The sequence below is a fragment of the Streptomyces sp. DSM 110735 genome (assembly GCF_016482685.1).
Classification (GTDB): domain Bacteria; phylum Actinomycetota; class Actinomycetes; order Streptomycetales; family Streptomycetaceae; genus Streptomyces.
Genome location: NZ_JACYHF010000002.1, coordinates 353,953 through 376,146, shown reverse-complemented (window position 1 = coordinate 376,146; position 22,194 = coordinate 353,953). Strand labels below are relative to the sequence as shown.

The window sequence follows — 22,194 nt, the reverse complement described above, 5'->3', positions numbered from 1 at the left end:
GAGCATAACCTCAGTTGTCGCCCATCGGGTCGATCTTCTCGAAGAGGGCTATCAGGTAAGGCAATGCTTACCTTACTATGCGAGCGGTTGCGGCTCCCCGGAGCCGGTTCCGTCTCGCGACAAGGGAGGCACGGGCCGCTGTGTCGGGTAACACGCGTTCTGCTGAAGAGGCGATGACCGAAGGACCGCGGACCCCAGGGGGCGCGACCATGGAGTACTGGCGGCAACGGTTCGCCCGCCCACCGGCGGACACCGCCCTGCCGGTCGACCTGACCGCACCCCGCGCCCCGGCCGACCCCGCCTCTGACGCGGCAGCCGGTCCGGCTCCCACCGCCACCCGGCGCCGCCCGCTCGGCGTGCCGCGCCCGGCCGAACACGTCCTGCTCGCCGCCCACTTCGCGCTCCTGCACCGGTACGGCGGAGCGGCCACCGACGTCGTCGTGGCCCGCGCGGGACTCCCGCTGCGGGTCGCCGTGGAAGGTGCGACGACCTTCGCGGAGCTGTGCTCCCGGGTGGAGGCGGAGATCGCCGCCGCCGAGGAACACCGGCTGCCCACCGCCGAGGTGCTCGCCTCGCTGACCCTCGAACCGGGCCGTGGGGGAACCCTGTTGTGCGCCACCGGCTTCGGACCGGAGCCCTGGGGCAGCCCGCCGGACCTCGCCCTCGACGTCACGGACGCCCTCCAACTCTCCTACCGCACCGACCTCTTCGAGCCCACCACCGCCGACCGCGTCCTCGGCCACTACGCCACCCTCCTCGCCGACGCCCTCGCCCGCCCCGAAACCCCGGTGGGCGACCTGGAGTTGCTGACGGCGACGGAACGCGCGGTCGTCCTCGACGCCTGGAACGACACCGCACACGACGTGCCCGCGCTGACCTGGCCCGAGATGTTCGCCGCCCAGGTCGCCGCCCGCCCCGACGCCGTCGCCCTCGTCCACGAGGACGTGACCCTCACCTACGCCGAACTGGACGACCGCGCCTCCCGGTTGGCGCGGGCACTCGCCGCGCGCGGCGCCGGACCCGAGCAGGTCGTGGCCATCGCGGTGCCCCGCTCGGCGGACCTGATCGTCGCCGAGGTCGCCGTGCTGAAGTCGGGGGCTGCCTACCTCCCGCTGGACACCGACTATCCGGCGGACCGCGTGGCGTACATGCTCGGGGACGCGGAGCCGGTCTGCGTGCTGACCACCAGCGATGTCGTTTGCGAACTGCCCTCGGACATCGCGCTGTTGGTCATGGACGCCCCGGAGACCGAGACCGAACTGGCGGGACTTCCGCCGCGCGACCCCGAGACCGCCCGCGCCCTGACCACCGCCCACGCCGCCTACGTCATCTACACCTCCGGCTCCACCGGCCGCCCCAAGGGCGTCGTCCTCACCCACGCGGGCGTCGCGGGGCTCGTCGCCACCCAGAGCGAGCGCTTCGGGATCGGTCCGCACAGCCGCGTCCTCCAGTTCGCCTCGCCCAGCTTCGACGTGGCGTTCTGGGACCTCTGCCTGGGACTGCTCTCCGGCGGTCGGCTCGTCGTCGTCCCCGCCGACCGCCGCTACCCCGGCGCACCGCTCGCGGAGTACGCCCTGGAGCGCGGCATCACCTTCATGATCCTGCCGCCCGCCCTGCTCGCCGCGCTGCCCGACGACGTACAACTCCCCGCCACGGCAACCCTGCTGGCCGGAACCGAGCGGGTCTCGCCCGAGCTGGTCGGGCGGTACGCGCGCGGCCGGATGATGTTCAACGCCTACGGTCCGACCGAGGCGACCACCAACTCCACGCTGGGTCTGTGCGATCCGGACACCCCGGCGGGGACCATCGTGCCCATCGGCGTCCCCGACCCGGGCACCCGCGCCTATGTCCTCGACGACCGGCTGCGACCCGTACCCGCCGGTGTCGTCGGGGAGTTGTACCTCGGCGGCGACGGGCTCGCGCGCGGCTATCTCGGGCGCCCCGCGCTCACCGCCGAGCGGTTCGTGCCCGACCCCTTCGGCGCGCCCGGCGAACGGCTGTACCGCACGGGCGACTTGGTGCGCTGGAAGGCCGACGGCAGGCTGGAGTTCCACGGTCGCGCCGACAGCCAGATCAAGATCCGGGGCTTCCGGATCGAGCCCGGCGAGATCGAATCCGTACTCCGCGCCCACCCTGCCGTCGACCAGGCCGCCGTCGTCGTCCGCGAGGACCGCCCGGGCGACCGCAGGCTCGCCGCGTACGTCGTGCCCTCGCTGGACGGGGAGGCGGAGGTCGCGGACTGGAAGGACCTGCACGAACTCCTCTACTCGGCGGCGGGTGCGGAGGGCTTCGAGGAGAACTTCGCGGGCTGGAACAGCATGTACGACGGGCTGCCCCTCCCGCTCGCCGACCTGCGCGAATGGCGGGACGCCACCGTGGCCCGCATCCGCGCGCTGCGGCCCCGACGCGTCCTGGAGATCGGCGTCGGCAGTGGTCTGCTGCTGTCCCGGCTCGCCCCTGACTGCGCCGAGTACTGGGGCACCGACCTGTCCGAGGAGGCGGTCGGCGCCCTCCGCGCGCAGGTGTCCGCCGTACCGGGCCTCGCGGACCGGGTGACCCTGCTCGCCCGCCCCGCGCACGACACCACAGGGCTGCCGGAGGGCCACTTCGACACGGTCGTCGTCAACTCGGTGATCCAGTACTTCCCCGGCGCGGAGTACCTGACCGATGTGCTGCGTGCCGCTTCCCGGCTGCTCGCCCCGGGTGGCTCCCTCTTCGTCGGTGACGTGCGCAATCTGCGCCTGCACCGCACGCTGTGCGCGGCGATCGAGCACACCCGCGCCGAGGACGGGACCGACAAGGAGGCGCTGCGGGCGGCCGTGGACCGGGCGGTCGCCTGGGAGGGCGAACTCCTCGTCGATCCGGACTACTTCGCCACGCTGGACGGGTTCACCGCCGAGGTGCGGATCAAGCGGGGTGTCCATCACAACGAGCTGACCCGCTATCGGTACGACGTGGTGCTGCGTCCGTCGTCCGAACTCGCCGACGGCGCCCGGGAGGAGGAGACCGTCCCGTGGTCCGCCTTCGGCAGCCCCGCCGCCCTCGGTGACCGCCTCGGCGGCGACCGTCCGACCGCACTCCGCGTCACCGGTGTGCCCAACGCGCGTCTCGCCCCCGACCTCGCCGCCCTCGGCGCCCTGGACGACAGCAGCCGTTCCGGGACCGGCGGCGCGGGCGTGGACCCCGAGACGCTGTACGAGACCGCCGCGCGGCACGGCTACCGCGCCGACCTCACCTGGAACGGGGACGCAGAGGACGGCAGCGTGGACGCGGTGTTCTCCCTCGGCGACGAGGCTGACGAGGGCGACGAGGGCGACGAGGGCGACGAGGGCGACGAGGGCGACGGCGCCCCGCCCCTGCCGCTCTACGTCCCCGGCCAGAGCCGCCACCCCCTCACCAACCGCCCCGCGCCGTTCCGCAACGTCACCGCCCTGATGACCGCCCTGCGCGCGCACGCCGCCGCGTCGCTGCCCGAGTACATGGTCCCGGCCGCCCTCGTCCCGCTGGACCGGCTGCCCGTCACGCCGAGCGGCAAGCTGGACGCGGCGGCGCTGCCCGTTCCCGACTATGGGCTGCTCAGCTCGGGGCGTGCCCCGCGCACCCCGCGCGAACGTCTGCTGTGCGAGCTGTACGCCCGCGCTCTCGGGGTGCCCTCCGTCACCGTGGACGACGACTTCTTCGCCCTCGGCGGCGACAGCATCACCGCCATCCAGTTGCTCGTCCTGGCCCGCCGCGCCGGTCTGGAACTGACCCCGCGCGATGTGTTCCGGCACCGCACCGTGGCCCAACTCGCCACCGCCGCGCGCGTACCGGCAGCCCAGGACGACACCAAGGACACTCCCTGGTCCGCGCCGACGGACGCCGAACTCGCCGCGCTGCAAGGGGAGTACCCCCTCGACGTGGGCGAAGTGCTGCCGCTCGGACCGCTCCAGGAGGGCTTCTGGTTCCACGCCCTGGTCGACGGCGGCGAGAGCGACGCCTATGTCGTCCAGCAGGTCATCGAACTCACCGGTCCTGTCGACGGCACCCTGCTGCGCCGAGCCGCCCAACGCCTGCTCGACCGGCACGCCCCGCTGCGCGCCTGCTTCCGCCAGCTCCCCGACGGGCGCCCCGCCCAGATCGTCGCCACCGGACTCGAACTGCCCTGGCACGAGGTGGACCTCGCCGCCCAGGAACCCGCCGTACGCGCGGGTCTCGCCGAGGCGGTCGCCGCCGACGAACGCGCCCACCGCTTCGACCTCGCCCAGCCGCCCCTGCTGCGCTGCGCCCTCGTCCATCTCGACACTGAACGCAGTCGGCTGATCCTGACGTTCCATCACATCGTGGCGGACGGATGGTCCCTGCCGGTCCTGCACCGCGAACTCCTCGCGCTGTACGGCGAGGAGCCCGCAGCCCTCGCCGAACCAGCTCCCTACAGCGCGTACTTGGCTCGCATCGCCCGCGCCGACCACGAAGCCGCGCGCGACGCCTGGCGTACCGCGCTCGCCGGGGTCGAGGAGCCGACCCGGATGGTGGAGACCCCGGCAGGGTCCGGGTCGCTCGCCCCGGCCCAGATCCGGGTCGTCCTGCCCGAGCGCGCCACCGCGCTGCTCGCCGCCCGCGCCCGTGAGCACGGCGTGACCCTCGGGACCGTGGTCCAGGCGACCTGGGGACTGCTGCTGTCCGGTATGACCGGGCGCCAGGACGTGCTGTTCGGGACCACCGTCTCCGGGCGGGACGCGGCGGTGGACGGCATCGAGTCGATGATCGGTCTGTTCATCAACACCCTGCCCACCCGGTTCACCTGGGGTGCCTCGGACACCCTCGGCGCCCTTCTGGAACGGCTCCAGCGGGAGCAGAGCGCCCTCCTCGACCACCAGCACCTCGGGCTCGCGGAGATCCAGCGCGTGGTGGGGCACCCCGGTGGCGGTGAACTCTTCGACACCCTCGTGGTGTTCGAGAACTATCCCGCCGAACCGCACCTCACCGACCCCACCGGCACGGTCGGGATCGCCGGGCACGCCTTCCACGACACCGTGCACTATCCGCTCGCGCTGATCGTGAAGCCCGGAAAGCGCCTCGACCTGCGTCTCAAGTACCACGCGGGACGGCTGTCCGGGGAGGCTGTGCAGACCCTCGCGGACCGGCTCACCCTGGTCCTCGACGCCCTGGCCGACGACCCCGGCCGTACTGTCGCCTCGCTGGACCTGCTCACCCCGGCCGAGCGGGCGAGCGCCCACCCCGAGGGCGAGCGGCACCCGGTCCCCGCGAGCACCCTCCCCGCCGTCATCGCCGCCCAGACCGCGCGCACCCCGGACGCGACCGCCGTCGTCTTCGAGGGCACCTCGCTGACGTACGCCGAACTCGACACCCGGGCGGGGGCGTTGGCCCGACAGTTGCGTGCCCGGGGCGCGGGTCCCGAGGGGTTCGTCGCCGTCGCCGTCCCCCGGTCGGCCGAGCTGATGGTGGCGCTGCTGGGCGTGCTGAAGACCGGTGCCGCGTATCTGCCGCTGGACCTGGACTATCCGGCGGACCGGCTGGCGTATCTGCTCGCCGACTCCGGCGCCCGCACGGTCGTCACGACGGTACGGGACGCCGAACGGCTGCCGGACGCGGGTGACTTGGACCTCGTGTGCGTGGACGCCGGGCAGGATGCCGTCGCGGGCGAGCCCGATGCGGGCGAGCGTGCCGCGGGTGAGCCCGGCGCCGCGGCAGCCCACGTCCCGCACCCCGACCACCCCGCCTACCTCATCCACACCTCCGGCTCCACCGGCCGCCCCAAGGGCGTCGTCGTCACCCACCGGGCGATCCTCAACCGGCTTGCCTGGATGCAGGGCGCGTACGGACTGACCGCCGACGACCGGGTGTTGCAGAAGACACCGGCCGGATTCGACGTGAGCGTCTGGGAGTTCTTCTGGCCGCTCTGCCAAGGCGCCGCCGTCGTACTCGCGGCTCCCGACGGACACCGCGACCCGGCGTACCTCTCCCAGTTGGTCGAGACCGAGCGGGTCACCACCCTGCACTTCGTGCCCTCGATGCTGGAGGCGTTCCTCGCCTCGGACGAGGTCACCGCGGACCCCCACTGGGCGGCGAGCCTGCGCCGGGTCTTCAGCAGCGGCGAGGCGCTGCCCGGTCACGCCGCCGCCCGCTGGCACGCCCTGACCGGGGTGCCGCTGCACAACCTCTACGGTCCCACCGAGGCTGCCGTCGACGTCACTCACCACACCTACGACAGCGCCCCCGACCCGACCGTGCCGCTGGGCCGCCCGGTGTGGAACACCGGTCTGCGCGTGCTCGACTCCTGCCTGCGCCCGGTGCCCGACGGCGTGCCCGGCGAGCTGTACCTCACCGGCGTCCAGTTGGCGCGGGGCTACCACGGGCGCCCCGGTCTCACCGCGGAACGGTTCCTCGCCGACCCGTACGCCGCCACGCCCGGCGCGCGGATGTACCGCACCGGCGACCTCGTGCGCCGCCGCCCCGACGGCACCCTCGACTACCTCGGCCGCGCCGACCGCCAGGTCAAGCTGCGCGGCAACCGCATCGAACCCGGCGAGATCGAGGCGGCGCTCACGGCGCGGGACATGGTGGCGCGGGCCGCCGTGACCGTACGGGACGGGCGCCTGGTCGCGTATGTCGTCCCGGCCGGCGGCCGCACGGTGGAGCCCGCCGAGCTGCGCGCCGCCCTGGCCGACGCACTCCCCGCAGCGATGGTGCCGGACGACTACGTGGTCCTCGACGCGCTGCCGCTCACCCCGAGCGGCAAGCTGGACCAGACCGCGCTGCCCGCGCCGGAGACCGAGCGCGCCGTACGCCGGGCGCCCGAGGGGGAGCGGGAGCGGCTGCTCACCGGGATCTTCGGCGCGGTCCTCGGCATCCCGGACGCGGGTCCCGACGACGACTTCTTCCTGCTCGGCGGCGACAGCATCAGCTCCATCGCCGTCTCCAGCCGGGCTCGCGCGGCGGGGCTCGACATCAGCCCGCGCGATGTGTTCACCCACCGCACCCCGGCGGCACTGGCCGAGGCGGCACCCGCTGTCGCCGCCGCGTCCGGCGACCGTACGGTCAGCGCGCTCGCTCTCACCGACGCCGAACGGGACCGCGTGCGGACCCTCGCCGGAGCGGCCGGGCTCGCGGACGTGTGGCCGCTGGCACCGCTCCAGGAGGGTCTGTTCTTCCACTCGAACTACGACGACGCCTCCACCCTGGACGTCTACACCGTCCACGAGACCTTCGACTTCGCGGACCGCCTCGACGCCGAGCGGCTGCGCGCAGCCGTCCGCACCCTGCTCGCCCGCAACCCCGGTCTGCGCGCCGGGTTCACAAGTGACGGGCTCAGCCGTCCGGTGCAGTTCATCACCGAGGACCCCGGCGTCCCGCTCGAAGAGGCAGACCTCTCCGGGCTGCCGCCCGCCGAACAGGACGCCCGGCTGGTCGAGTTGACCGCCGCCGAGCGCGAGCGCCGCTTCGACCTGACCGCGCCGCCGCTGTTCCGGCTGCTGCTGGTACGGCTCGGCGCCGAGCGCGGTGACCGGCTGATCGTCGGCCGCCATCTGATCCTGTGGGACGGCTGGTCGGCATGGCTCTTCCTGGACGAGCTGTTCACCCTGTACGCCACCGGCGGTGACGCCAACGAGCTTCCCGCGCCCGGAAGTTACCGCGACTACCTCACCTGGCTCGACGCACAGGACGACAGCGACGCCACCACCGCCTGGCGCACCGCGCTCGCGGGGCTGGAGGAGCCGACGCTGCTCGCTCCCACCGCCGACGGTCTCGACCCCGTGATTCCCGACCAGTTGGACCTCTGGCTGCCCACCGCCCTGGGCGACCGGCTGCGCGAGACCGGACGCGCGCACGGTCTCACCCTCAACACCCTGCTCAACGCCGCCTGGGGGCTCACCCTCGCCTCCGCGACCGGCCGCACCGACGTGGTCTTCGGCACCACCGTCGCCGGACGACCCAGCGAGGTCCCGGAGGTCGAGCGCATCATCGGGCTCTTCCTCAACACCGTTCCCACGCGCATCGCCTACGACCCCGCCGAACCGGTGCTCGACCTGCTCCGCCGCGTCCAGGGTGAACGCCTCGACCTCATGCCGCACGAGCACTTGAGCCTCGGCGTGCTCCAGGCGGAGACCGGGCACCGCAAGCTGTTCGACACCCTCTTCGTGCTGCGGAACAACGACACCGCCGAACGGCTGGGCGACCTGCGCACCCGGCACGGTGCCACCGCCGTCGCCAACGTGGACGCCACCCACTACCCGGTCAACCTCGTCGTCACCCCCGGCCCGAACGTCCAGGTCACCCTCACCCACCGCCCCGACCTGATCCCGGCCGACCGCGCCCGCACCCTGCTCGACCGCTTCGCCCTGCTGCTCGACCGGCTGACCGCCGACCTCGCCGCTCCCGTCGGCTCCCTCGACCCGGCGCTTCCCGAGGAGCGGGGCGCGCTCGCCCGGCAGTGGGCCGCGAGCCGTGTTCCCGACCCCGAGGACACCATCGCCGACCTGCTCGCCGCGCAAGCCACCCGCACCCCCGACGCGCGCGCCCTCGTCTTCGGCGACCGCGCCCTGACCTACGCCGAACTCGACACCGCCGTCGACCGGATGGCCCGCCTGCTCCTCGACCACGGCGCGGGACCCGAGAAGATCGTCGCCCTCGGGCTGCCCCGCTCGCTCGACACCGTGATCGCCCTGTTCGCGGTCCTGCGCACCGGCGCCGCCTACCTCCCGCTCGAACTCGACCACCCCGCCGACCGGTTGTCGCTCATGCTGGCCGATGCCCGCTCCCTGCTGCTCCTGACGACCACCGCCGTCTCCGCGACCCTGGACGGCGACCTGCCCCGCGTGCTCCTCGACGACCCGGCCACGCGCGCCGCCCTGGACGCCCTGCCCGCCACACCCGTACGGCGGCGCTTCAGCCTGGAGCACCCCGCGTACGTCATCTACACCTCAGGATCCACCGGCCGCCCCAAGGGCGTGGTCACCCCCTACCGGGGGCTGACCAACATGCAGGTGAACCACCAGAAGGAGATCTTCGCCCCCGCCGTCGCCTCCGCCGGGGGACGGCGGCTGCGCATCGCGCACACCGTGTCCTTCGCCTTCGACATGTCCTGGGAGGAGTTGCTCTGGCTCGTCGAGGGCCACGAGGTGCACATCTGCGACGAGGAACTGCGCCGCGACGCCGAGGCGTTGACCGCCTACTGCGAACAACACCGCGTCGACGTCGTCAACGTCACCCCCACCTACGCCCGCATCCTCATCGAACAGGGTCTGTTGGAGGGGCACGTCCCGCCGCTCGTGCTGCTCGGCGGCGAAGCGGTCCCCGAGACGGTGTGGACGGCGCTGCGCGACACCGAGGGGACGTACGGCTACAACCTCTACGGACCCACCGAGTACACCATCAACACCCTCGGCGGCGGCACCCACGACAGCGCCACCCCCACCGTCGGACGCCCCATCCGGGGCACCCGCGCCCACATCCTCGACGCCTGGCTGCGCCCGGTGCCCGACGGCGTGCCCGGCGAGCTGTACATCGCGGGCATCGGTCTGGCCCGGGGCTATCTGGACCGCCCCGGACTGACCGCCGACCGCTTCGTGGCCGACCCCTTCGGAGAGCCCGGCGAGCGCATGTACCGCACCGGCGACCTGGTGCGCCGGGGTCCCGACGGCAACCTCGACTTCCTCGGGCGCACCGATGACCAGGTGAAGATCCGCGGCTACCGCGTCGAGCCCGGCGAGATCGAGACCGCCCTCAGCCGCCACCCGCTCGTCGCCCAGGCCGCCGTCGTCGTCCGCGACGAACGCCTCGTCGGCTACGTCGTCCCCGCCCGCACCGCTGCCGAGGAACGCTCCACCGCCGAGGACGCCCAGGTGGGGGAGTGGCAGGAGATCTACTCCGACGAGTACGAGGAGATCGGCACCGCCGTCCGCACCGAGCGCTACGACGGCTGGGACAGCTCCTACGACGGGATGCCCATCCCCTTCGAGGAGATGCACGAGTGGCGCGAGGGCACCCTCGCCCGCATCACCGCGCTGCGCCCGCGCCGCGTCCTGGAGATCGGCGTCGGCTCGGGGCTGCTCCTCTCCGGACTCGCCCCGCACATCGAGGCGTACTGGGCGACCGACTTCGCGGCACCCGTCATCCGCAAGATCGGTGAGGAACTGCGTGCGCACGTGCCCGAGTCGGCCGTCAAGGTCGAGCTGCGCTGTCAGCACGCGGAGGACTTCACCGGGCTGCCCACCGGCTGGTTCGACACCGTCGTCATCAACTCGGTCGTCCAGTACTTCCCGAGCATCGACCACCTCACCACGGTCGTCCAGGGCGCCATGGACCTCCTCGCGCCCGGCGGCGCCCTGTTCGTCGGCGACGTACGCAACCTCCGGAACGCCCGCCTCTTCCACACCGAGATCCAGCGCGCCCGGGGCACGGAGGAGTCCGACCTGGAGCGGGCGGTGGAGCGCGGGCTGCGACTGGAGAAGGAACTCCTGGTCGATCCCGACTACTTCACCACGCTCGGTCACCGGGTGGACCTGCGCACCAAGCGCGGTCACCACCACAACGAACTCACCCGGCACCGGTACGACGTGGTGATGTACCGGGGCGAGCCGGATGTCCGCCTGGACGAGCTGCCTACCCTCGCGTGGCCCGGTACGGCGTCGCTGGAACAGCGCCTGCCGGACGGTCCGTTGCGTGTCACCGGTGTCCCCGACGGACGTACCGCGGAGGGCGGAATCGAGCCCGAGGCGCTGCACGACCTCGGCGCCCGCACCGGTCACCAGGTCCTCACCACCTGGTCCGCCACGCCCGGCACCTACGACGCCGTGTTCATCGCCCCCGGCGAACTCCGGCTCACCGCGGGTCTCTACCGTCCCGGCGCGGGCACCGCCCCCTACGCCAACGACCCCACCGCCGCCCGCGAGACCAGCGCGCTGGTACGCCGACTCCGCGAGGACCTCGGGCGTGAACTGCCGGACTACATGGTCCCGTCCGCCTTCGTCACCGTCGACACGCTGCCCATGAACGCCAACGGCAAGCTCGACGTGCGCGCCCTGCCCGACGCCGAGCCCGTCACCGCGCTCGGCGGCGGACGCGGACCCCGCACCCCCGAGGAGGAGACGCTGTGCCGGCTCTTCGCCGAGGTGCTCGGACTGCCCGAAGTCGGCGCCGAGGACGGCTTCTTCGACCTCGGCGGGCACTCCCTGCTCGCGACCCGGCTGGTCAGCCGCGCCCGCACCGAGCTGGGCACCGAACTCGCCATCCGCGACCTCTTCGAAGCCCCCACCCCCGCCCTGCTCGCGTCCCGCGCCGACAACGGCAGGCCCGCCCGCCCCGCCGTCACGGCCGCCGCCGACCGCCCGGACCGCGTGCCCCTGTCAGCCGCGCAACGGCGCCTCTGGCTCGTGGAATCCCTCACCGGCAACGGCGCCGCCTACAATTTCCCGCTGGTCGTGCGGCTGCGCGGCACCCTCGACACGGAAGCCCTGCGGCTCGCGCTGCGTGACGTGGCCGCCCGCCACGAATCCCTGCGCACACTCGTCGCCGAGCACGACGGAGAGCCGTACCAGCACATCCTTCCGCCCCTCACCGCGCCCACCCTGACCGTCACCGACCGCACCGAGGGCGAGCTGCCCGAGCTGATCGAGGCAGCCCAGCGGCGCCCCTTCGACCTCACCCGCGAACTCCCGTTGCGCGCCGAGGTGTTCCACCTCGCGCCCGACGACCACGTCCTGGCGATCGTCCTCCACCACATCACCACCGACGAGTGGTCCGACCGTCCCTTCCTCGCCGACCTCGACACCGCCTACACCGCGCGGGTCGCCGGGCACGCCCCCGAGTGGGCACCGCTGCCGGTGCAGTACGCCGACTACACTTTCTGGCAGGACGGTCTGCTGGACCGGCTGGGGGTGCAGCAACTCGACTACTGGCAGCAGGCGTTGAGCGGTCTCCCGGACGAGCTGACCCTGCCGCTCGACCGGTCGCGTCCCGCCGCGCCCACCGGTGCGGGTGCCACCGTGCGGTGCACCGTCCCCGAGGACACCGGGCGCGCCCTGCGCGAGCTGTCCACCGCGACCGGCGCCAGCATGTTCATGCTGCTCCAGTCCGCCACGGCTGCCCTGCTGCACCGCCTCGGCGCGGGCGACGACATTCCCCTCGGCGCCCCCATCGCGGGCCGCACCGACAGTCAACTGGACGACCTGGTCGGCTTCTTCGTCAACACGCTGGTGCTGCGCGCCGACCTGACCGGCGACGACCTCACCTATCGCCAACTCGTGGACCGGGTACGGGAGTCCTCGCTCGCCGCCTTCGAGCACCAGGACGTGCCGTTCGACCACGTGGTGGAAGCCGTCAACCCGCCCCGCGTCAGCGGGCGCAACCCCCTCTTCCAGGTCATGCTCGGCTACCACCACCGCCCCGACGGCGACCCCGGCACCCTGCTGGGGCTGCCGGTGAGCCGCTGGTACGACATGGACACCGGGACCGCCAAGTTCGACCTCGACTTCACCTTCGTGGACGAGTCCGACAGCACCGGGCGCATCACGCTCCTGCTGGAGTACGCCACCGACCTGGCCGACCCGGAGACCGCCGACCTCCTCGCCCGGCGTCTCGTCCTGCTCCTCGCCGAGGCAGCCCGCACCCCGGACGCCCCGATCGCCGCGCTGGACCTGCTCACCGAGGGGGAGCGGGGCGCCGACTGGAACGACACCGCGCGGACGGTGGAGTCCCGCAGCGTTCCGCGGATCCTCGCGGACACGGCGCGCGCGTACCCCGGCCGTACGGCGCTCGTCACCGGTCCGGACGACGACCTGCGGCGCACCTCCTTCACCGAACTCCAGCGTGACGTGGAGGGATTGACCGCCCTTCTGCACGCCCGGGGTGTCACGCCCGGTTCCGTCGTCGGTCTCGCCCTGCCCCGGCACGCGATGGTGCCCGCACTCCTCGGCGTCCTCGCCTCCGGCGCCGCGTATCTGCCGCTCGACCCGGAACTCCCCGCCGAACGCCTGGAGTTCATGCTCGGCGACGCGACACCCGTCCGCGTCCTCACCACCCGCGCCCTCGCCGACCGCCTCCCCCCAGGCACCCCGCTGATCCTGCTGGACGAGGACCCGCTCCCCGCCCCCGGCGCGTACCGGACGACGCCCGAGCCCCAGGACGCGGCCTACGTCATCTACACCTCAGGATCCACCGGCCGCCCCAAGGGTGTCGTCGGCACCCACCAGGGGCTGAGCAACCTCTACGGCTCCCACCTGCGCGACCTCGTCGAACCGGCGATGCGCGACACCGGCCGCGACGCGCTGCGCGCCGTACACGCCGCCTCCTTCGTCTTCGACGGCTCCTGGGAACCCCTGCTCTGGCTGCTCGCGGGCCACGAACTGCACGTCGTGGACGAGACGACCATGCTCGACCCCGCCGCGCTGCTGCGCCGCCTGGACGACAGCGCGATCGACTTCACCGACCTCACGCCGACCTATCTCCGCGAACTGATCCACCACGGCTTCCTGACCCCCGGAACCCGGGTGCCCGCCGTACTCGCCGTCGGCGGCGAAGCCACCCCGCCCGCCCTGTGGCAGCGCCTGACCGCGCTCCCCGGCACCGCCGTCCACGACCTGTACGGACCCACCGAGTGCGCCGTGGACGCCTACGGCTGGCACCACACCGCCGACGGCGACAGCGCGGCTCCACTGGACAACCTCCGCGCCCACGTCCTCGACCCGCGGCTCCGCCCCGCCCCCGTCGGGGCGCCCGGCGAGCTGTACCTCGCGGGCGCCGGACTGGCGCGGGGCTATCTGGGGCGCCCCGGGCTGACCGCCGAGCGCTTCGTGGCCGATCCCTTCGGGGAACCCGGCGCGCGGATGTACCGCACGGGCGACCTCGTGCGGCGCCGTCCCGACGGCACGCTCGTCTTCCTCGGGCGCGCCGACGACCAGGTGAAGCTGCGCGGCTTCCGGATCGAGCTGGGGGAGATCGAGACGGTCCTCACCGGGCACCCTGGTGTATCCGCTGCCGCCGTCGTCGTACGGGAGGACCAGCCGGGGGTGCCGCGTCTGGTCGGCTATGTCGTCCCGGTGCGGGACACCGCCGGTCCCGACCCCGCCGACCTGCGGGCTCACGCCGCCGCCCGGCTGCCCGAGCACATGGTCCCCGCGGCCTTCGTCACCCTCGACGCGCTGCCCCGCACGGTCAACGGCAAGCTCGACCGGGCGGCGCTGCCCGCCCCCGATCCGGTCGCGTCTTCCGCGCCGGGCGGCCGGGCGCCGCGCACCCCGCGCGAGGAGCTGCTGTGCCAGCAGTTCGCCGCCGTCCTCGGTGCGGAACGGGTCGGTCCGGACGACGACTTCTTCGCCCTCGGCGGCCACTCCCTGCTCGCGATGCGCCTGGTCAGCCGCGTCCGCGCCCACCTCGGCGCGGAACTCACCCTGCGCACCGTCTTCGACGCCCCCACCCCGGCCCGGCTCGCCGCCCGCCTCGACACGCCCGGTTCGGCGCAGCGCCCCGCCCTGGCCGACCCCCGGCCGCGCCCGGAGCCGCTGCCGCTGTCGGCGGCCCAGCGACGGCTGTGGCTGCTGGCGCAGGTGGAGCGGGACAGCACGGCGTACACCGTCCCGGCCGCCTGGCGGCTGACCGGTGCGCTGGACCGGCGGGCGCTGGAGGACGCGCTCAACGACGTGGTGGCACGGCATGCCCCGCTGCGCACGGTCTTCCCGGCCGTCGACGGAGTGCCGTACCAGCGGGTGCTCGACCCGGCAGAGGCTCAGGTGCCATTCGCCGAGGCGCCGTACGAGGAACTGGCCGTCCACACCGCCCATGTCTTCGAACTGGAGCATGAACTGCCCCTTCGGGCAACCCTCTTCGAGACCGGTCCGGACGAGCACGTGCTGCTGCTCCTGCTCCACCACATCGCCACCGACGAGTGGTCCGACCGGCCCCTGCTGGAGGACCTGAGTACCGCCTACGCGGCGCGCACGGAAGGTCGCGCCCCCGACTGGGCGCCGCTGTCCGCGAGTTATACCGACTACACCCTCTGGCAGCGCGACCTGCTGGAGGCGACGGAAACCGAGCTGCTCGCCCACTGGACCGAGGTGCTGCGCGGACTGCCCGCCGAGCTGAACCTGCCCGCCGACCGGCCACGCCCCGCCGAGTCCAGCGGGCGCGGCGGAACCGTCGGCTTCACCGTGCCGACGGAACTGGCCAACTCCCTGCGCGGACTGGCCCGTACGCACGGCGTCAGCATGTTCATGGTCGCCCAGGCAGCCGTGGCCGCCCTGCTGCACCGGCTCGGTGCCGGGGACGACATCCCGCTCGGCGCCCCGGTGTCGGGGCGTACCGACGAGGCGCTGGAGGACCTGGTCGGGTTCTTCGTCAACTCCCTTGTGCTGCGCACCGATCTGTCCGGCGATCCGAGCTTCGCCGATCTGCTCGCCCGCGTACGGGAGACCGACCTCGCCGCCTACGACCACCAGGAGCTGCCGTTCGAGCGGCTGGTCGAGGCGGTGAACCCCGAACGCTCGCTCGCGCGGCACCCGTTGTTCCAGGTCATGGTCGTCCACCTCGCGGGCACCGGCGCCGGACCCGCGCTGCCCGGCGTCGAAGCCCGCCGTGAACCGGTCGGGCAGACCAGCGCCAAGTTCGACCTGAGCTTCGACTTCGTGGAGGAGGGCGAGGGCATCCAGGGCTGGATCGAGTACAGCGCCGACCTCTTCGACCACTCCACCGCCGAGCTGCTCGCCCGCCGTCTGGAACGGCTCCTGACGCAGGCCGCCGCCGATCCCGGGCGCCGGGTCCGCGACCTCGACGTGCTCCAGGACGAGGAACGCGCCCGCGTCCGCACGGAATGGAACGCCACCGACCACCCCGTCCCGTCCGTCACGCTGCCCGAGCTGTTCCGCGACCAGGTGACCCGCACCCCCGACGCCACCGCCCTTGTCTTCGAGGGCAGTTCACTCACCTACGCCGAGCTGGACCGACGCGTCGACCGGCTCGCCCGCGCCCTCCGCGCCCACGGCGCCGGGCCGGAGTCCACGGTCGCCGTCGCGCTGCCCCGCTCCACCGCACTGGTCGTCGCCCTGCTCGCCGCACACCGCGCGGGCGCCGCCTACCTGCCGCTGGACACCGACCACCCGACCGACCGGCTGGCGTACACGCTCACCGACGCGCGCCCGGTCTGCCTGGTCACCGCCGACGGCATCGACCTCCCGGACACCGGCGTCCCCCGGCTCACCGTGCACCCGGACGGCACCCCCGCCACCACCCGGGAGGCGGCGCTCCCGGACGCCTACGACCCGCTCCACCCCGCCTACGTCATCTACACCTCCGGCTCCACCGGCCGCCCCAAGGGCGTCACCGTTTTGCACACGGCCATCGTCAACCGGCTGCTGTGGATGCAGGACGCCTACGAACTCGGCGCCGACGACCGGGTGTTGCAGAAGACCCCCGCCGGGTTCGACGTGTCGGTGTGGGAGTTCTTCTGGCCGCTGATCACCGGCGCCACCCTCGTGGTCGCCCCGCCCGAGGCACACAAGGACCCCGCCCGGCTCGCACACCTCGTCCGCGAACAGGGCGTCACCACCGCGCACTTCGTGCCGTCCATGCTGCGCACCTTCCTGGACGAGCCCACGGCCGCCAACGGCACGGTCCTGCGCCGGGTGTTCAGCAGTGGCGAGGCGCTGCCCGCACCGCTGGCCGCCCGCTTCCACCGGGTGCTCCCGGACACCGCGCTGCACAACCTCTACGGTCCCACCGAAGCTGCCGTCGACGTCACCGCGCACGAGGTGCGCCCCGACCCGCTGACCGTGCCGATCGGCCGACCGGTCTGGAACACCCGCGCCTACGTCCTCGACGCCGGACTGCGCCCGGTGCCGCCCGGAGTTGCCGGTGAACTGTACTTGTCCGGCGCCCAGTTGGCGCGCGGATACCTCCGCCGCGCGGCGCTCACCGCCGAACGCTTCGTCGCCAACCCCTTCGACGCGCCCGGCACCCGCATGTACCGCACCGGAGACCTGGCCCGGTGGACGGTCGACGGCGAGCTGGAGTACCTGGGGCGCACCGACCACCAGGTGAAGCTGCGCGGCTTCCGCGTCGAGCCCGGCGAGATCGAGGCTGCCCTCGCCGCCCACCCGTCCGTGGCCCACGCGACCGTCCTGCTCCGCGACGAACACCTCGTCGCCTACGTCGTCCCGTCCGGCGACGGGGACCTCGACTCCGCGCTGCTGCGCGCCCATACCGCGACCACCCTGCCCGACCACATGGTCCCGGCCGCCGTCGTCACCCTCGACGCGCTCCCGCTCACCCCCAACGGCAAGCTCGACCGCGCCGCCCTGCCCGCGCCCGACTTCGCCGCCGAGGTCACGGACACGCGCCCGCGCACCCCGCGCGAGGCGACCCTGTGCGCCCTGATCGCCGGAGTCCTCGGGCTCGAACGGGTCGGTCCCGACGACGACTTCTTCGCCCTCGGCGGCGACAGCATCGTCGCCATGCAGCTCGTCGCGCGCGCCCGCGCCGCCGGTCTCGCCTTCAGCCCGCGTGACGTCTTCCGCCACAAGACGGCGGCGGGACTCGCCGCCACGGCGACCGACCCGACCCCGTCCGACGGCGCCGACGACACCACCGACCTGCTCGCCCTCACCGACGCCGAACGCGCCGAACTCGCCGCGCTGCCCCCGGGCACCGAGCTGCTGCCCGTCACCCCGCTCCAGGCCGGACTGCTCTTCCACGCCGCCCTGGACGACGGCGACGAGGGACCGGACGTGTACACCGTCCAGGTCTCCTACGACCTCGAAGGTCCCCTGGACGCCGAGCGGTTGCGCGCCGCCGCCCAGCACCTGCTCGACCGGCACGAGAACCTGCGCGCCGGATTCCGGCACCTGTCCTCCGGGCGTCCCGTCGCCGTCGTACCGCGCACGGTCGCCGTGCCCTGGCGGCAGGTCGACCTCGGCGCCGAGGACGCCGGTGACCAGGGCACATGGGATCGGCTCCTGCGCGAGGAGCGCCGCCGCTTCGACACCGCCCGCCCGCCCCTGCTGCGGCTGCTCCTCGCCCGCCTCGGTCCGCACCGGCACCGGCTCGTCCTCTCCCACCAGCACCTCCTGCTGGACGGCTGGTCACTGCCGCTGCTCACCGCCGAGCTGTGGCAGCTCTACGAGGGCCGCGACCTGCCCGCACCCGCCCCTTACCGCGCCCAGCTCCGCCTGCTCGCCGCCCGTGACCCCCAGGTCTCCGCCACGGCGTGGACCGACGCCCTGGACGGTCTCACCGAGCCCACCCGGCTCGCCCCCGCCGACCCCGGCCGCGCCTCCGGGGTCCCGCACACGCACACCGTCGAGCTGGACCCGGACCGCACCGCCGCCCTCGACGCCTTCGCCCGCGCCCAGGGGCTCACCCTCAACACCCTGGTCCAGGCGGCCTGGGGCATCCTGCTCGGCCGGCTCACCGGGCGTGAGGACGTGGTGTTCGGCGCCACGGTGGCGGGCCGCTCGCCCGAACTGCCCGGCGCCGAGACGATGATCGGTCTGTTCATCAACACCGTGCCGGTACGGGTCCGCACGCGGTCGGGGGAGAGCGTCGCGACCCTGCTCGCCCGCCTCCAGGACGAGCAGTCCCGGCTCATCGACCACCAGCACCTCGGACTCGCCGACATCCAGCGAGCCGCCGGACTCGGTGAACTCTTCGACACCCTGATGGTGTTCGAGTCGTACCCGGTGGCCGAGGAGCCCGACGACGAGCACACGGACCGACCCCGGAGCACCGTCCGCGACCACGAGGACGCCACGCACTACCCGTTCGCCTGGGCGGTCGAGCCCGCCGAACGGCTCCGGCTCACCGCCGAGTTCCGCCCCGACCTCTTCGAGGAGGGGACCGTACGGCACATCGCCGCCGCCCTGGTCACCCTGCTGACCACGATGGCCGACCAGCCCGAACTGCCGGTCACTGCACTCGACTTGCTCGACACCGAGAGCCGCCAACGGGTCCTGGAGACCTGGAACGACACCACGCTGCCCAAGGACGCGGACTCCGCGAGCGCGACCGTCCCCGCCCTGTTCACCGCACAGGCGACCGCCACCCCGCACGCACCCGCCGTCAGCGACGCCACGACCACCTGGACCTTCGCCGAACTCGACGCCCGCACCGACCGGTTGGCCCGTGCCCTCGCCGCCCGGGGTGCCGCCCCCGAGCGACTGGTCGCCCTCGCGCTGCCCCGCACCGCCGACCACATCGCCGCGATCCTCGCCGTGCTGAAGTCGGGCGCCGCGTACGTACCCCTCCACCCGGACCTGCCCGAGTCCCGCCTGCGCGACCTGCTCGCGGACACCCGCCCGACCCTGATCCTGACCACCGCCGACCTGGCAACCGCCCTGCCCGAGACGGACGTTCCGGTCGTACGCCTGGAGGACCTGACCGACGCCCCGGAGGCGCCCGTCACCCCGCCGGGACCCGACCACCCCGCCTACGTCATCCACACCTCCGGCTCCACCGGGCGCCCCAAGGGTGTCGTCGTCACCCACCGGGGGCTCGTCAACCTCTTCCACAGCCACCGGCACGACCTCCACGACCCGGCCAAGCGCCGCACCGCCCGCCGTCACCTGCGCGTCGGCCACGCCTGGTCGTTCGCCTTCGACGCCTCCTGGCAGCCGCAGCTCTGGCTCCTGGACGGGCACGCGCTGCACATCGCGGACGACGACACCTGCCGCGACCCGGAGCTGCTCACCCCGTTCATCCGCGAGAGGGGCATCGACTTCATCGAGGTCACCCCGTCCGTGCTCGACCGGATGGCGGACGCCGGACTGTTCACCCCGGACGGCGAGTGCCCGCTCGCGGCCGTCGGCTTCGGCGGGGAGGCGGTGCCCGAGTCGCTGTGGACCCGGCTGGCGGCGCTGCGCGACACCGACGCGGTGAATCTGTACGGACCCACCGAGGCGACCGTCGACGCCCTGATCGGGCGGGTGAGCGACAGCGAGCGTCCCGTCGTCGGGCGGGCCGTGCACAACTCCCGTGCCTATGTGCTGGATTCGGCGCTGCGCCCGGTCCCGCCCGGTGTCACGGGCGAGCTGTACCTCTCCGGACCCGGACTGGCGCGCGGGTATCTCGGTCTGCCCGGTCAGACCGCCGAGCGCTTCACCGCCGACCCCTTCGGGGCACCCGGCGCCCGGATGTACCGCACCGGCGACCTGGCCCGCTGGACCGAGGACGGACTGCTGGAGTTCGCGGGCCGCGCCGACGACCAGGTGAAGATCCGCGGGTACCGCGTCGAACTGGCGGAGATCGAGGCGGCGTTGAACACCCACCCGGCGGTCACGCGGTCGGTCGTCACCGCACGCGAACCGCGGCCGGGCGTACGCCAGCTCGTCGCGTACGCCGAGGTCCCCGGCGGTGACGCCGAACCGGGCGATCTGCGCGCCCACTTGGCCGCGAGGCTGCCGCAGTACATGGTCCCGGCCGCAGTCGTGGTGCTCGACCAACTCCCCTTGCTGTCCAACGGCAAGCTGAACCGTGCCGCCCTCCCCGCACCCCGGCTCACCGGAGCGCCCGGGCGGGCACCCGCGAACGACACCGAGCGTCTGCTGCGCGACCTGTTCGCGGAGGTGCTGGGTCTGCCGGAGGACACGGTCGGCGCCGACGACGACTTCCTCGCCCTCGGCGGGGACAGTATCGTCGCCATGCACCTGGTCGCCCGCGCCCGGACCGCCGGGCTGCGGATCACGCCCCGCCAGGTGTTCCGGCTGCGCACGGTCGCCGAGCTGGCCACCGTCGCCCTACCCCTCGGCGCCGCCGAGCGCGTGCCCGGGCACGACGACGGCACGGGGACCGTCCCGCTCACACCGATCATGTACGCCCTGCGCGAGCGCGGCGGCCCCATCGCCGCCTACCACCAGGCAGTCCTCGTCCAGACCCCGGCCGACCTGGACGAACCCGGTCTGCGCACCCTGCTGCGGGCGCTCGCCGACCGCCACGACATGCTCCGCGCCCGCCTGGACCGGGGTCCGGACGGGCAGACGTGGACCCTGCGGGTGCCCGCCTCCCAGGACACGGAGACCTGGCTGACCCGCGTCGATGTCCGCGACGCCGACGACACCGGACTGCGTGAGACCATCGCCCGGCACGCCGCCCGCGCCCGCGACGGGCTCGACCCGGACGGCGGGGCGATGGTCCGGGCCGTGTGGTTCGACGCCGGACCCGACCGCCCGGGACGGCTGCTGCTCCTCGTGCACCACCTGGTGGTCGACGGCGTGTCCTGGCGGGTCCTGCTGCCCGACCTCGCCACCGCCTGGGGCGACCTGCGAGCTGGCCGCACGCCCCAACTGGCGCCCGTGGAGACCTCGTTCGCCCGCTGGTCCCGGCTGCTCGCCGCCCACGCCACCGACCCGGCACGCACCGACGAACTGCCCCACTGGCGCACCGAACTCGCCCCCGGCGCCGGACTCCCGCTGGCCCGACCGCTGGACCCCGCGCGGGACACGGTGGAGACCACCCGCTATCTGTCCCTCACGCTGCCACCCGAGATCACCGGACCGCTGCTCGGGCGCGTCCCCGCAGCCTTCGGCGCCACCGTCAACGACGTGCTGCTCACCGCGTTCGCGCTCGCCGTGGCGGACTGGCGGGAACGCGCACTGGACACCGGGAACACGGGCGGAGCCGTCCTGGTGGACCTCGAAGGGCACGGTCGCGAGGAGGAGTTGACCGGGGACGCCGATCTGTCCCGTACCGTCGGCTGGTTCACCAGCGTGGTCCCCGTCCGGCTCGACCCGGGCGGCATCGACCCCGCCGACGCCCTCGCGGGCGGACCCGCGGTGGACACCGCGCTCGCCGCGATCGGCCGCCACCTCGCGGAGCTGCCCGCCTCGGGCATCGGGCACGGGCTCCTGCGCCACCTCGACCCGGAGACCGGACCGCTGCTCGCCGAACTCGACGAACCCCAGATCGAGTTCAACTACATGGGCCGCTTCGGCCACGCCGAGGCAGCCGACTGGTCCTACGCCCCCGAGGAGGACGCCGCCGACCTCGACGCCGACCCCGCCATGCCGATGTCGCACGCCCTCACGCTCAACGCCCTCACCGAGGACCGCGCCGACGGTCCCCGGCTGAACGCCCACTGGGCCTGGGCGACCCACCTGCTCACCGAGGAGGCGGTGGACGACCTCGCCCGGACCTGGTTCCGCGCCCTGGAAGCCCTCGTACGACGGGCCGACGCCCGCGCCGAGACCGACTGACCCCGACCCGGAAAGGCAT

At 73.6% G+C, this 22,194-nt stretch carries 1 protein-coding gene; it reads left to right on the top strand.

Annotated features, from left to right (window positions below):
* Positions 1 to 173: 173 nt before the first annotated feature.
* Positions 174 to 22,175, top strand: a complete 22,002-nt coding sequence (locus IF655_RS04395) for a non-ribosomal peptide synthase/polyketide synthase (RefSeq protein ID WP_199582157.1) — start codon at positions 174 to 176, stop codon at positions 22,173 to 22,175.
* The last annotated feature ends 19 nt before the right edge of the window (positions 22,176 to 22,194 follow it).